We start from the raw sequence: 13582 nt of genomic DNA, 5'->3' as shown, positions 1-13582 counted from the left end.
CCGCCATGCCCGATCGCCCCGACCTGCACGCCCGCGTGGTCGCGCAGCGCGAACAGCGCAGCGCCGACGCCGGACGGCGCACGCGCCGCGAGGTGCTGCGCCGCGACGGCGTGCACTGCGAAGTCGCCGACGCGCAGGGCAACACGCGCAAGCTGCTGAACTTCTGCAGCAACGACTACCTCGGTCTGGCGCAGCATTTCGCCGTGGTCGGCGCGCTGCAGGACGCGGCCGCGCGCGACGGCGCCGGCGCCGCCGCCTCGCACCTGGTCTGCGGCCACCATGCCGTGCACGGCGCGCTCGAGCGCGAGATCGCCGACTGGCTCGAAGTGCCGCGCGCGCTGCTGTTCGGCAGCGGCTACCTCGCCAGCCTCGCGGTGCTGCAGTCGCTGCTCGGCGACGACGACCTGTGCGTGCAGGACCGCCTCAACCACGCCAGCCTGATCGACGCCGCGCGGCTCGCCGGCTGCCGCCTGCGCCGCTATCCGCACGGCGACGTCGAGGGCGCGCTGCGCCAGCTGCGCAGCATGGCCGAGGGCGCGGCGATGCTGGTCACCGACGGTGTGTTCAGCATGGACGGCGACGTCGCGCCGCTGCGCGAACTCGCGGTCGCCGCGCGCGTGCAGCAGGCGCTGCTGTACGTCGACGACGCACACGGCATCGGCGTGGTCGGCCCGGAAGGCCGCGGCTCGATCACCGCGGCGGGACTCGACGTCGCCTCCGCGCCGCTGCGCCTGGCCACGCTCGGCAAGGCGCTGGGCGGCTACGGCGCGGCGGTGGCCGGCGACGCGGACCTCGTCGACCACCTTGCCGAAACCGCGCGCCCCTACGTCTACACCACTGCGCTGCCGCCGGCGCAGGCCGCGGCCGCGCTCGCGGCGGTGAAGCTGGCGCGGCGCGAACACTGGCGGCGCGAGCGGCTGCAGGAACTGGTGCAGCGCTTCCGCGCGCGCGCCGAGCGACACGGCCTGCAGCTGCTGCCGTCGGACACGCCGATCCAGCCGGTGCTGTGCGGCAGCAACGCCAATGCGCTGGCGATGTCGGACTCGCTCGAGCGCGACGGCTACTGGGTCGCTGCGATCCGCCCGCCGACGGTGCCCGACGGCCAGGCGCGCCTGCGCGTGACCTTCACCGCCGCGCACGAACCGGTGCAGGTCGATGCGCTGGCCGATGCGCTGGCCGTCGCCCGCGACCGCGCCGTCGACGCCGCCTCCAGCCGCGTCGCATGACCCGCCCCGACGGACACGGCCGCGTCGCGCTGGCGGCGGTCGGCCTGGCGCTGCTGTCGGCGCTGTTCTTCACCATGACCTACGTGCTCAACCGCGCCAGCGCATCGGGCGGCGGCCACTGGGCGTGGCTGGCGTCGCTGCGCTACCTGATCACGCTGCCGCTGATGTTGCCGCTGATGCGCTTCCAGGGCGGGATGCGCCCGGTGCTGCGCGCGATCGCGGCGCATCCGTGGGCGTGGCTGCGCTGCGCCGGGGTCGGTTTCGTGTTGTTTTACGTGCTGCTGTCGTTCGCGGCGTCGAGCGGGCCCTCGTGGCTGGTCGCCGGCTCGTTCCAGTTCACGGTGATCGCGGGGATGCTGTGCGCGCCGCTGCTGTACCGCGATGCGCGCCGTCACATTCCACCGGCGGGGCTCGCGGTGGCGGCGCTGATCTTCGCCGGGGTGCTGACGATGCAGTTCGGCCACGCCAGCGGCGCGCTCGATCGCGCGGCGTGGATCGCGCTGGGCTGCGTGTTGGTCTCGGCGATCGCCTACCCGCTCGGCAACCGCCTGCTGCTGCTGCACCTGGAGCGCAGCGGCGAGGCGCTCAACGCCACCCAGCGCGTGTTCGGCCTGACCCTGGCCAGCCAGCCGCTGTGGTTCGCGGTCGCGGCCTGGGCCGCCTTCAGCGCCGGGCCGCCGACGCTGGCGCAGGTGTGGCTGGCCGCCGGCGTGGCGCTGTCGGCGGGGATTGTCGCGACCATCCTGTTCTTCCAGGCCACCGGCATGGTCCGCGACCAGCCGCTGGCGCTGGGCGCGGTGGAGGCGATGCAGGGCGCGGAAGTGGTGTTCGCGGTGCTGCTGGGCGTGCTGCTGCTGGGCGAGGCCTGGCCGCGCGGCACGACGCTGGTCGGCGCCGCGATCGTGGTCGCGGGCATCGTCGCCTTCGCATGGGTGGTCGCGCGCCCGGCCGCGGGCAGCGGGCGCCAGACGCAGGCGCTGCGCACGGACAAGGGCGCATGAACGCACTGCACGTCGACACCACCGGCCACGGCCCGGACCTGGTGCTGCTGCACGGCTGGGCGATGCACGCGGGCGTGTTCGCCGGTCTGGCCGAACGCCTGGCGTCGTGCTTCACCCTGCACCTGGTCGACCTGCCCGGGCACGGCCACAGCCGCGACAGCGCGCTGCCGCTGGCGCTCGAACCCGTCGTCGACGCGCTCGTCGCGCGCGTGCCGCGGGCGCCGTGGCTGGGTTGGTCGCTCGGCGGGCTGTTCGCGCTGCACGCGGCGGCGACAAGGTCGGAGGCGGTGCCGGGCCTGGCGATGCTGTGCGCGAGCCCGCGCTTCGTGCGCGGCGACGACTGGCCGCTGGGCATGTCGCCGGAGATCTTCCGCGGCTTCGCGCTGGGACTGCGCAGCGACTACCGGGCGACGCTGGAGCGCTTCATCGCGCTGGAAGCCTTCGGCTCGGACGATGCGCGCCACGAGATGCGGATGCTGCGCAATGAGGTATTCGCGCGCGGCGAGCCGGCCGCGCACGTGCTGGCCGACGGGCTCGGCCTGCTCGAAACCAGCGACCTGCGCGAGGTGCTGCCGTCGCTGCCGATGCCGACGCTGTGGCTCGGCGGTCGCCGCGACCGGCTGGTCGATCCACGCGCGATGCGCGCGGCGGCCGAACGCGTGCCGCGCGCGCAGGTGGTGGTGGTCGAACACGCCGGGCACGCGCCGTTCCTGACGCACGTCGAGGACGTCGCCGGTGCGCTGGAAAAATTCGCCGACGCCGTGCACGGTGGCGCGCGATGAGGCGACCCGCCACGCCGCTGTTCGACGCGCGCCAGGTGCGCCGCGCGTTCTCGCGCGCGTCGGCCGGCTACGAATCGGCGGCGCAACTGCAGCGCGAGGTCGAGGCGCGGCTGCTGGAATCGCTGGACTTCCTCGCGCTCTCGCCCGATCGCGGCGAACGCTGGTCGCCCGGGGTCGTGCTGGACGTCGGCAGCGGTCCCGGCCACGCCTCGCAGGCGATGCGCAGGCGCTGGCCGAAGGCGCGCATCGTCGCGCTCGACCTGTCGCTGCCGATGCTGGGCGAGGTGGCGCCGCGCGAGGGCTGGGGGTTCCGGGAAACGCTGGGCCTGCGCCGCCCGCTCGACCGCGTCTGCGCCGACCTGCGCGCGCTGCCGCTGATGGATGCCAGCGTCGACGTGCTGTTCTCCAACCTGTGCCTGCAGTGGATCGAAGACCTGCCTGCCGCCTTCGCCGGTTTCCGCCGCGTGCTCAAGCCCGGCGGCCTGCTGCTGTGCTCGACCTTCGGGCCGGACACGCTGTGGGAGCTGCGCGAGGCCTTCGCCCGCGCCGACGACGCGCCGCACGTCAGTCCGTTCGCCACGATCGCGCAGTTCGGCGACGCGCTGATGCACGCGGGCTTCCGCGATCCGGTGCTCGACCGCGACCTGCTGCTGCGCGGCCATGCCGACCTGTCGGCGCTGATGCGCGAGTTGCGCGCGATCGGCGCCACCAATGCGCTGCACGCGCGCCGGCACACGCTCACCGGCCGCGCGCGCTTCGCGGCGGCGGCGGCGGCGTACGAACCGCTGCGCGGCGCCGACGACCTGCTCCCGGCAAGCTGGGAGGTGATCACCGCGATGGCCTGGGCGCCCGAGCCCGGTGCGCCGATCCGGGAAGGCGGCGGCGAGATCGCGAGCTTTCCGGCGGACCGCATCCGCGTGCGCCGGCGCTGAGCCGGCTTGCGCGAGCGGGCCTGCACGCGATGCCTCCTCCTGTCGTCTTCGCCCCCTCCCCTTGTCATTTCGACCGAAGGGAGAAATCTCGCATTTCCCCTCCGGCGCCGATTCCATCGCCGCTCCACGGGGCGGAAGGCGCGAGATTTCTCCCTTCGGTCGAAATGACAAGGGACGGAGTGTCGATATCCCGCAGGCCCCGATTCAGATCGCCCCGCCTAGACTCGCGTCGACGCCCCCGCCGAGGATGCCCCCGTGAAACCGCTGCTCGCCGCGCTATGCCTGTTCGTCGCACCGGTCGCCGGCGCGCAGGCGCAGTCCTCGCGCATCGACCTGTCCGGCATCGACCCGGTCGAGGTCCTCGCCGGCGCCAACGACGTGCTGCTGCGCGCGCCCGACGGCGACATCGATCGCCTGTTCAAGGCCGTGCACGCCGCATCCCGAAACGACGCAGAAGCGCGCGGCCTGTGCCAACTGTTCGAACCCGACGCCGACCGCAGCCTGATGGGCCTGCAGCGCGCGGCGAACGCGCTCGGCGAAGCCAGCCGCGTGCGCTTCGTCGAAGCGGTGACGGCGGTCGCGGTCAACGGCCTGCAGGGCCAGCGCCAGGCCTACGATCCCGCGGTCGGCGCGCAGGCGCTCAAGGCCGCGACGGTGACCGGGATGATGCTGCACGACGGTTTCCTGCTCGGCCTTTCCGGCACCGGCCGCGACGCCGCCAGCCGCGACGCGCGCTGCACGGCGTTCCGGCAGCTGGTCGACGTGCTCGACGGCTTCAGCTCCGGCGAGCGCGTCGCCGCGACCCGCTACCTGCTCAGCGAAGGACTCACGCGCTACGGCGGCGAGCTTTAGGGCGATTCCGTCATCCCCGCGAAGGCGGGGATCCAGCGTCTTCAGGGCGTCGAGGGCAAAGACACGGGATCCCCGCCTTCGCGGGGATGACGGCCTTTACTTTCCGGCCTCGCTAGGGAATCGCGCGCCGTTCATGGCGCTCCGGCCCGGCCGCCGGCCGTTCCATGACGCGTGGCGCGAGTGCGGGTCGTGCCGGCGCGGTCGCCGGCGAAGCGGCGGCACGCGGCGGTGCCAGTGGCTGGCTGCCGACGCTGCGTCGCCGCGGCCCGGGCGCCTGGTAGACCCGCACGTAGTCCACGTACATCCGCTGCGGGAACACGCTGCCCGCATTCGGGCTGCCGGGCCAGTTGCCGCCGACCGCGACGTTGAGCAGCAGGAAGAACGGCTGGTCGAACACCCACGGGCCGCGCGCCTCGACCTGGGCGCGGGTGACGCTGTAGAACGGCTGGCCGTCGACGAACCAGCGGATGCCGTCCGCATCCCACTCCACCGCATAGACGTGGTAGGCCGCATCGACCGACTGCCGCAGGTCGTGGGTGCCGGCGAACGGCGTATTGCCCGAGTAGCCCGGCCCGTGCAGCGCGCCGTGCGTCAGCGTGGGCTCGGAGCCGACGTGTTCCATGATGTCGATCTCGCCGCTCTGCGGCCAGCCGACCTGGCCGATGTCCGCACCCAGCATCCAGAACGCGGGCCAGATGCCCGGCGTCTGCGGCAGGCGGATGCGCGCCTCCATCCGGCCGTACCGGAACGCGTGCTTGCCGAGCGTGATCATGCGGCTCGACGAGTACTGGCAGGCACCGTACCAGCAGCTCGCGCCGGCGGGCGCGCCGCGCCGCGCCTCGATCACCAGCACGTTGCTGCCGGCCGTGGCGTCGTACTGGATGAAGGCGTTCTGGCCGTTCGTGTAGTACTGCAGCTCGTTGTTGCCCCAGCCGCCGCCGCCGGTTTCGAAGGTCCAGTTGTCGAGATCGGTGGTGTCGAACTCGTCGGACCAGACCAGTTCGGTGGCCGCGGACGCGGCGGTCGGCGCGGCATGGCGGGTCGCGGCGGGTTCCGCCGGGAAGATGGTGGCGGCCACGGCCGGCGCCGCAGCGACGCCGAGCCAGCACAGTGCGGATGCGAGAAGGCGGATCGAAGCTGTCGTGCGCGGCATGCGTGCTCCCGTGTCGATGCAAGGCCGTGTCAAACCGCCGCGCGCTGCGGCTTGTCGTTGCCGGCAACGCGGGTGCGGAACCGTTGTTCGCGACCTGTCCATGCGTCGTGCCTCCAGGCGCGCCCGCAGACTCATTGCACCTGCCGCAGCCAGTCTTGGAGGTTGTAGTAGTTGGTCACGCGCGTGATCCTGCCCGCGCCGGCTTCGCCGAATTCGATTTCGAAGAACGCCCCGCCCGGCAGCACGTAGCGCTGGCCGCGCGCGGCAGGCAGTCCTTCGTCGGCGACGAGGTACTCGCCGTGCACCACGTACTCGGCCGCGGCGCGGGTGCCGTCGGCGGTCGCCATCACCACGATCTCGCGCAGCTGCTCGCGGTAGCAGCGGTCCATGCGCTGCAGGAACGCGGCGAAGGCCTCGCGGCCGGTTTCGCGCGGGCCCTCGTTGAGGTCGTGCACCACGTCGTCGGCGAGCAGCGACAGCATGCCGTCCCGGTCGCCGCGGTTGAACGCCGCGTAGTAGGCGAGCACCAGTTCGGTGCCGCGGTCGTGGAGGCGGTTGCCGTCGATGCGCATCGTGGTGCTCCCTGCGGGCGCGGCGTTCGCGCACGGGGATGATATCGATCCGGGCCGCAACGTGCAGGAGACGCCTGTCTGCTCCTTCCCCCGCTTGCGGGGGAAGGAGCAGACGGTTGCGCCTACGGGTCGACGAACAGGTCGCGGTGGAAGAAGTACACCTCGCGCGCGAGGAACTCCCAGCGCGTGCGCAGCGAGCGGAAGCGCGTGCTCGGCGTCGGCGAGCCGAGCGCGTCGATGCCCAGGCCCCGGCACAGCCGCAGCGCGCGCGCCATGTGCAATGGGTCGCTGACCACGATCGCGCGCTTCAGGCCGTGCTCCTGCATCAACCGCCGCGCTTCGAACAGGTTCTGGTAGGTGGTCTGCGAGGTCGATTCGATCAGGATCGCGTCCTCCGGAATGCCTTCGCGGATCGCGTAGCGCCGCGCCACCTGCGACTCGGCGAAGCGCGCGCCGCCGCCGCCGTAGCCGCCGGTGAAGAGCAGGGTGCCGGCGAAGCCGCTGCGGTACAGGTCGAGGCCGTGCTCGATGCGCGCCTTGAACACCGGCGACGGCGCGGCGTCGTAGGCGGCGGCGCCGAGCACGATGATGGCGTCGGCCCTGGCCGCCTGGTCGCGCTCGCCCACCCAGGTGATCCACGCCGCGACGCCGCCCAGCCACAGCGCGCACAGCAGCGCCAGCCGCAGCAGCAGGCGGGGCAGGCGGCGCGGGGGGCGCTGTCGCTTCAATGCGCCACCCACGGCAGCCGGTCGGGATCGACGTTGCCGCCCGAGAGCACGATGCCGACGCGGCGCCCGGCGAAGCGTTCGCGGTTGCCGAGCACGGCCGCCAGCGCGATCGCCGAAGAGGGCTCGACCAGCAGCTTCATCCGCGCCAGCAGCAGGCGCATCGCCGCGACGGTGGCGGCGTCGTCCACCGCCAGCACCTGCACGCGGTGGTCGCGCAGGATGCGGAAGTTCGGTTCGCCCAGGGTGCCGCGCAGGCCGTCGCAGACGGTGTCGGGCACGAAGTCGGTGACGCGCTCGCCACGCTGCAGCGACAGCAGCGTTTCCGCGGCGCCGGCGGGTTCGGCCAGCACCAGCTCCACCGCGGGCGCGCGGCCGGCGAGCGCGATCACGGTGCCGGAGGCCAGGCCGCCGCCGCCGACCGGGACCACCACCACGTCCAGGTCCGGCGCCTCGCCCAGCAGCTCCAGCGCGGCCGTGCCCTGTCCGGCGATTACCCGCGGATCGGCGTAGGGATGCACCAGGGTGGCGCCGGTCGCCTGCTGGACCTGCGCGCAGGCCGCCTCGCGCGCGGCGATGGTGGGCGCGCAGCGGTGCAGCACCGCGCCCTGGCCCGCGATCAGGGCCAGCTTCGAGCCGACCGCGCCCTCGGGCACGACCACGTGGCAGGCGATCCCGCGCAGCCGCGCGGCCAGCGCCAGTGCCGCGCCGTGGTTGCCGGAGGAGTGGGTGACCACGCCGTTCGCGGCGCTGGCCGGGTCCAGCGAGAACACCGCATTGCAGGCGCCGCGGAACTTGAACGCGCCGCCGTGCTGCAGGCATTCGGCCTTGAACGCGAGCGTGCAGCCGGCGTCGGCGTCGAGCGCGGCGGCGCGCAGCACCGGGGTGGCGCGGGCATGCGGGGCGATGCGCGCCGCTGCGTCCAGCACGTCGTCGAACTGCGGGAGCGGCGCGTCCGGGGGCATGCCCAGAGACTATCCGATCGACGCAGGACCGTGTTCAGCTACCGCAACCGCGGGCCCGGACGATTAAGCACGGATTCAATGCCCCGGGCCGATGCTGCAGGCGTTGTACGAACAGGGGCTCGTCATGATCCGCAAGCTGTTGATCCCGCTGGTGGCCGCGGCCGCGCTGTCGGGCTGCGCCAGCGATTACTACTACCGCGGCCACGGCGGCGGCGACTATTACTACAGCAGCCCCGGTTCTACGACCTATTACGGCGCACCCTACAGCTCGCTGGGCTACGGCTACGGCGGCTGGTATGGCGGCGTCGGCTATGGCTACGGCTACGGGTCGCCCTATCGCTACGGTTATGGCTACGGCTACGGCCCCCGCTACGGGTATTCGCCCTATTACGGATACGGATGGCCGTACTACCACTACCGTCCGCGCCCGCAGCGCCCCCCGCACCGCCCGGAAACGCCCGAGCCGCCGCAGACGGTGGAGCGCGGCACCGGTGGCCGCCAGCCGCCGCGCCGCGTTGCCGTTCCGCAGCCCCAGCCGCAGCTGGCCCAGCCGATCCGCCGCAACAGCGGCCAGCCGCTGATGCGGCCGCCGCGTCCGGTCGAGGCCGCGCCGCAGCCGCAGCCGCGGGCCATCCAGCGCCTGCCGTCGCGACCGCTGGCGCCGATGCCGGCGCCGCGGGCCGAGAGCCGGCCGGCGCCCGCGCCGCGGATGTCTGCGCCGCGCGCCGCGCCCCAGCCCCGCAGTGCGCCGCGGGGCCCCCGGATGGAATCGTCGGAACGAGGCCGCCGTCAAGAAGATTAGGCCGCAAACCCCTTGCATGGGGCGCGGACGGAGTTCAAGCTACGCCAACTGACCGGTTGCGTCGGAATTCGACGTATCAGGTCCGGAACGACAAAAGTTTTCGCTTGTCGACACCCGGCGGGGGATACCGGATCCCCCCTGTTCCGCTCCCGCCGGGCGTCGGCGCCTCCCGTGGACACCGTCCCGAGGCGCCGGGCCCCGCCCCTTTCACCGGGGCCCACCCAAAAGAATGGGGCCGGATGTCCCCCGACATCCGGCCCCTTTGCTTCCCCGGGTTGTGCATGGCCAGCCCTGTTCCAATCTCCGGCCGCGCCCCCCTTGACGCTTGCCAGCCCGGGTGCGAAGTGGATGCACGCAGGAAGCGTGCCAACCTTGGCCCCACCCGCGCGATAATTCCGCCATGACCCCGGATTTCCATCGCCATGACGTGATCGTGATCGGCGGCGGCCACGCCGGCACCGAAGCCGCGCTGGCGTCCGCGCGTGCCGGCGCGCGCACCCTGCTGCTCACCCACGGCATCGAGACCGTCGGCGCGATGAGCTGCAACCCGGCCATCGGCGGCATCGGCAAGGGGCACCTGGTCCGGGAGATCGACGCGCTCGGCGGAGTCATGGCCAAGGCCGCCGACGCGGCCGGCATCCAGTGGCGCCGGCTCAACGCCTCGAAGGGGCCGGCGGTGCGCGCGACGCGCTGCCAGGCGGACCGTTCGCTGTATCGCGCCTTCATCCGCCGCGCGGTGGAGCAGCAGCCGAACCTGACCGTGTTCCAGTCCGCGGTCGACGACCTGGTCATCGACGGCGACACCGTGCGCGGCGCGATCACCAACACCGGCCTGCGCTTCGACGCGCCCGCGGTGGTGCTGACCGCCGGCACCTTCCTCGCCGGCAAGGTGCACATCGGCGAAACCCAGTACGCCGCCGGGCGCATGGGCGATCCGCCGGCGACGACGCTGGCCGCGAGGCTGCGCGAGCGGCCATTCACCGTCGACCGCCTCAAGACCGGCACGCCGCCGCGCATCGACGGGCGCTCGCTCGACTACTCGGCGATGACCGAACAGCCCGGCGACGATCCGCGCCCGGTGTTCTCGTTCATGGGCTCGCGCGACGACCACCCGGCGCAGGTGTCGTGCTGGATCACGCACACCACCGAGCGCACCCACGCCATCATCCGCGGCGCGCTGCACCGCTCGCCGATGTACTCCGGCCAGATCGAGGGCATCGGCCCGCGCTACTGCCCGAGCATCGAGGACAAGGTGGTGCGCTTCGCCGACAAGCCCAGCCACCAGATCTTCGTCGAACCCGAAGGGCTGGACGTGGTCGAGATCTATCCCAACGGCATCTCCACCTCGCTGCCGTTCGACGTGCAGCTGGAACTGGTGCGTTCGATCACCGGTTTCGAACGCGCACACATCACGCGCCCGGGCTACGCGATCGAATACGACTTCTTCGACCCGCGCGGGCTGAAGGCCTCGCTGGAAACCAAGGCGATCGCCGGCCTGTTCTTCGCCGGCCAGATCAACGGCACCACCGGCTACGAGGAAGCCGCGGCGCAGGGCCTGCTCGCCGGCGTCAACGCCGCGCGCTTCGTGCGCGCGCTGGAGGCGTGGTCGCCGCGCCGGGACGAGGCCTACCTCGGCGTGCTGGTCGACGACCTGATCACGCACGGCACCAGCGAGCCCTACCGCATGTTCACCAGCCGCGCCGAGTACCGGCTGCAGCTGCGCGAGGACAACGCCGACCTGCGGCTCACGCCGGCCGGACGCGAGCTTGGCCTGGTCGACGACGCGCGCTGGGCGCGTTTCGAGGCAAAGCGCGAGGCGATCGCGCGCGAGTCGCAGCGCCTGGGCGGGCTGTGGGCGTCGCCGAACAACGCCGCCGGCCGCGAGGCGGTCGCGACGCTCGGCATCGAGCTCAGCCGCGAGAACAGCGCGCTCGACCTGCTGCGCCGGCCCGAGCTCGACTACGCGGGACTGGCCTCGCTGGAAGCGTTCGCGCCGGAATCGCCGGTCGACGCCGAGGTGGCCGAGCAGGTCGAGATCGAGACGAAGTACGCCGGCTACCTGCAGCGCCAGCGCGACGAGATCGCGCGCCAGCAGCGCAACGAGGGCACGCCGGTGCCCGATGGCTTCGACTACGCGCAGGTGCGCGGCCTCTCGGCCGAACTGCTGCAGAAGCTCGAACGCGTGCGCCCACAGACGGTGGGGCAGGCGCAGCGCATCCCCGGCATGACGCCGGCGGCGGTGTCGCTGCTGCTGGTGCACCTGGAGCGTGCGCGGCGCGCCAGCGCCGCGTAGGAGCAGGCCACGCCCGCGAACTGTCGCGACGCAATGCGACGGTAGCCATGTTGTTCGCCGCTCCTCGCGCGTGGCGACGCGTTCATCCGTGTCGCATCGTCCGGTGTTTCGCAACGCGGTAGCGCCACAAACGAACGGGCGACCGCTCGTCGCGGCCGCCCGTGTCGTCCCCCCGGTTCAGTAGACGTCGTTGACGGTGTTGTAGACGTTGAACTTGCCGGTCGGCGTGATCAGGCGCTTGTCGTCGAGCACCGCCTTGAGCTTGCGGGTCTTGTCATCGACCACCACCAGGGCCGAGCGCTGGTCCTTGCCGTTCCACACGGAGAACCAGACCTCGTCGCCGGCCTTGTTGTACTCCGGCTGCACCACGCGCTTGGGGCCTTCGCCGAGGTTGGCCCATTCGGCGATCGGCAGCACCTCGAAGCCCTTGTCGAGGTTGTCGATGTCGAACACCGCGATCGACTGGCTCATCTCCGCGGACGGGTTGAGCGTGGTGTCGACCCAGAGGTTGCGCGACTCCGGATGCGTCTTCACGAACAGCGAGCCGCCGCCCTGGCCCTTGAGCACCTGGACCGCCTTCCACGCGTGCTGCGGGTGCTTCTCCGGGTCGGTCGCGATCAGGGTGATGTTCTCGTTGCCCAGCGCCGAGGTCGCCCACACCGGCCCATAGGTCGGGTGCACGAAGTTGGCGCCGCGGCCCGGGTGCGGGATCTTGTCGACGTCGACCAGCGCGGCCAGCTTCTGCTCGCGCGAGTCGACCACCGCGATCTTGTCGCTGTTGTTGGCCGCGGTCAGGAAGTAGCGCTTGGTCACGTCCCAGCCGCCATCGTGCAGGAAGCGCGCCGCTTCCAGCGTGGTGGTCTTGAGGCTGTCGAGGTCGGAATAGTCGACCAGCAGGATCTGGCCGGTCTCCTTGACGTTGATGATGAACTCCGGGTGCTCGTGGCTGGCGACGATCGCGGCCACGCGCGGTTCCGGGTGGTACTCCTGCGTGTCGACGGTCATGCCGCGGGTGGAGACGATCTTCAGCGGCTCCAGCGACGGCCCGTCCATGATCACGTACTGCGGCGGCCAGTAGGCGCCGGCCACGGCCAGCTTGTCCTCGAAGCCCTTGAACTTGGAGGTCTCGACCGAACGCGCCTCCAGCCCGATCTTGATCTCGGCGACGCGGTCGGGAACCTTCATCCACAGGTCGACCAGGTCGATCTTGCCGTCGCGGCCGATGGTGTAGATGTAGCGGCCCGAGTGCGACACGCGCGAGATGTGCACCGCGTAGCCGGTCTTGAGGATGTTGATGATCTTCTTGCTGTCGCCGTCGATCAGGGCGATCTCGCCCGAGTCGCGCAGGGTCACCGCAAAGATGTTGTCGAGGTTGTAGTTGTTCATCTTCCGGGTCGGACGCTTGTCCTCGGGGATGAACACCGTCCAGCTGTCGCGCATCTCCTTCAGGCCCCACTCCGGCGGGTTGGGCGGGGTGTGCTGGAGGAAGCGCGCCATCAGGTCGACCTGGGCCGCGGTGAGTTCGCCGCCGGTGCCGAAGTTGGGCATGCCGCCGGGCGAACCGTAGTTGATCAGCGCCTTGAGGTACTCGGTGCCGCGCGGCTGGGTCAGGTCGGGGGTGAGCGGCTTGCCGGTGGCGCCCTTGCGCAGCACGCCGTGGCAGCCGGCGCAGCGCTGGAAGAAGATCTCGCTGGCCTGGGCGAACTCGGCCTCGCTCATGTCCGGCGCGCCGGGCGTGCGGATCTGCGCGACCTCGGCGCCGGTGATGGTCGAAGGCGCGCCCTCGTAGGCCACCTGGGCCTGGCTGGTGCCGGGGTGGATCTGGCCCTGGGCCGGATCGGTCGAGACCGCCAGCGCGGTGCGCTGCGCGGTGACCTCGGCCGCGGTGACGCTGCCGCCCGGATTGCCCCAGGAGTTCAGCACGTAGGTGGTGATCGCGGCGATGTCGGCGTCGCTGATGTGGCTCTGCGCCGGCATCAGGCTGTCGTAGGTGACGCCGTTGACCACGATCTCGCCTTCGATTCCGGTGAGCACGGTGCTGGCGACGTCGGTCGCGGTCTTGCCCTGCAGCCAGTCGGAGCCGGCCAGCGGCGGGAAGGCGCCGGCCAGGCCCTTGCCGTCTGGCTGGTGGCAGGCGGCGCAGTTGTCGAGGTAGGCCTTCTGGCCGTCGCTGGCGGCATCGGCGGGAGAGCCCTGCGCCAGCGCGCGGTAGGCGCCGCCGGTCAGCAGCAGGGGTACGGCGACGGCGAGGGCAAGGGTCGTGCGCTTCATCTACATGC

12 protein-coding genes are annotated in these 13582 nt (G+C 72.1%); 7 read left to right on the top strand and 5 right to left on the bottom strand.

Annotated elements, in window-relative coordinates; all coding sequences use genetic code 11:
- Window positions 1-5: 5 nt before the first annotated feature.
- The 5 genes from bioF (at window position 6) to FQY83_RS13500 (ending at window position 4793) form a co-directional block, all read left to right on the top strand.
- Entirely contained in the window at window positions 6-1226 is a 1221-nt protein-coding gene (bioF, locus tag FQY83_RS13520; RefSeq protein ID WP_146388484.1) for an 8-amino-7-oxononanoate synthase, read from the top strand.
- Window positions 1223-2227 (top strand): multidrug resistance efflux transporter family protein, encoded by a 1005-nt coding sequence (locus FQY83_RS13515; protein ID WP_146388483.1) that lies wholly within the window; start codon window positions 1223-1225, stop codon window positions 2225-2227. Before bioF ends, FQY83_RS13515 begins: the two co-directional genes overlap by 4 nt.
- A gap of 5 nt (window positions 2228-2232) precedes the next feature.
- On the top strand, window positions 2233-3009 hold the full coding sequence (gene bioH, locus FQY83_RS13510; RefSeq protein ID WP_146388571.1) for a pimeloyl-ACP methyl ester esterase BioH: 777 nt from the start codon (window positions 2233-2235) through the stop codon (window positions 3007-3009).
- A complete protein-coding gene (gene bioC / locus FQY83_RS13505) occupies window positions 3006-3941 on the top strand; it encodes a malonyl-ACP O-methyltransferase BioC (RefSeq protein ID WP_146388482.1) in 936 nt (311 codons plus the stop codon). Before bioH ends, bioC begins: the two co-directional genes overlap by 4 nt.
- 255 nt (window positions 3942-4196) lie before the next feature.
- Window positions 4197-4793: a hypothetical protein gene (locus FQY83_RS13500; protein ID WP_146388481.1), complete on the top strand. Its 597-nt coding sequence runs from the start codon at window positions 4197-4199 to the stop codon at window positions 4791-4793.
- A 112-nt stretch (window positions 4794-4905) separates the two neighbouring features.
- On the opposite strand, the gene FQY83_RS13495 is transcribed toward FQY83_RS13500, so the two are convergent.
- The 4 genes from FQY83_RS13495 to FQY83_RS13480 all read right to left on the bottom strand — a co-directional run bounded on the left by FQY83_RS13495 (window position 4906) and on the right by FQY83_RS13480 (window position 8208).
- Window positions 4906-5946 carry a glycoside hydrolase family 16 protein gene (locus tag FQY83_RS13495; protein WP_202878189.1) on the bottom strand — a complete coding sequence of 347 codons (1041 nt, stop codon included), beginning with the start codon at window positions 5944-5946 and terminating at the stop codon, window positions 4906-4908.
- A 131-nt stretch (window positions 5947-6077) separates the two neighbouring features.
- A complete protein-coding gene (locus FQY83_RS13490) occupies window positions 6078-6518 on the bottom strand; it encodes a ketosteroid isomerase-related protein (RefSeq protein WP_146388479.1) in 441 nt (146 codons plus the stop codon).
- A gap of 122 nt (window positions 6519-6640) precedes the next feature.
- The gene (locus tag FQY83_RS13485) at window positions 6641-7246 is read right to left on the bottom strand and encodes a YdcF family protein (RefSeq protein WP_146388478.1); all 606 of its coding nucleotides are present in this window, start codon (window positions 7244-7246) and stop codon (window positions 6641-6643) included.
- Window positions 7243-8208: a pyridoxal-phosphate dependent enzyme gene (locus tag FQY83_RS13480; RefSeq protein ID WP_146388477.1), complete on the bottom strand. Its 966-nt coding sequence runs from the start codon at window positions 8206-8208 to the stop codon at window positions 7243-7245. The genes FQY83_RS13485 and FQY83_RS13480 overlap by 4 nt, the downstream gene beginning before the upstream one ends.
- A 103-nt stretch (window positions 8209-8311) precedes the next feature.
- On the opposite strand from FQY83_RS13480, the gene FQY83_RS13475 reads away from it, so the two are divergent.
- Window positions 8312-9010 (top strand): hypothetical protein, encoded by a 699-nt coding sequence (locus FQY83_RS13475; protein WP_192906708.1) that lies wholly within the window; start codon window positions 8312-8314, stop codon window positions 9008-9010.
- Window positions 9011-9410: 400 nt separating this feature from the next.
- On the top strand, window positions 9411-11303 hold the full coding sequence (mnmG, locus tag FQY83_RS13470) for a tRNA uridine-5-carboxymethylaminomethyl(34) synthesis enzyme MnmG (RefSeq protein ID WP_146388476.1): 1893 nt from the start codon (window positions 9411-9413) through the stop codon (window positions 11301-11303).
- A gap of 177 nt (window positions 11304-11480) precedes the next feature.
- Here the strand turns inward: mnmG and FQY83_RS13465 are convergent, their stop codons facing one another.
- Window positions 11481-13574 (bottom strand): cytochrome D1 domain-containing protein, encoded by a 2094-nt coding sequence (locus tag FQY83_RS13465; protein ID WP_146388475.1) that lies wholly within the window; start codon window positions 13572-13574, stop codon window positions 11481-11483.
- Window positions 13575-13582 lie beyond the last annotated feature (8 nt).

It is taken from the genome of Luteimonas marina (assembly GCF_007859325.1).
Lineage (GTDB): Bacteria > Pseudomonadota > Gammaproteobacteria > Xanthomonadales > Xanthomonadaceae > Luteimonas > Luteimonas marina.
The sequence above is the reverse complement of the archived record's forward strand: the minus strand, read 5'-3'. Positions and strand labels throughout refer to the sequence as shown.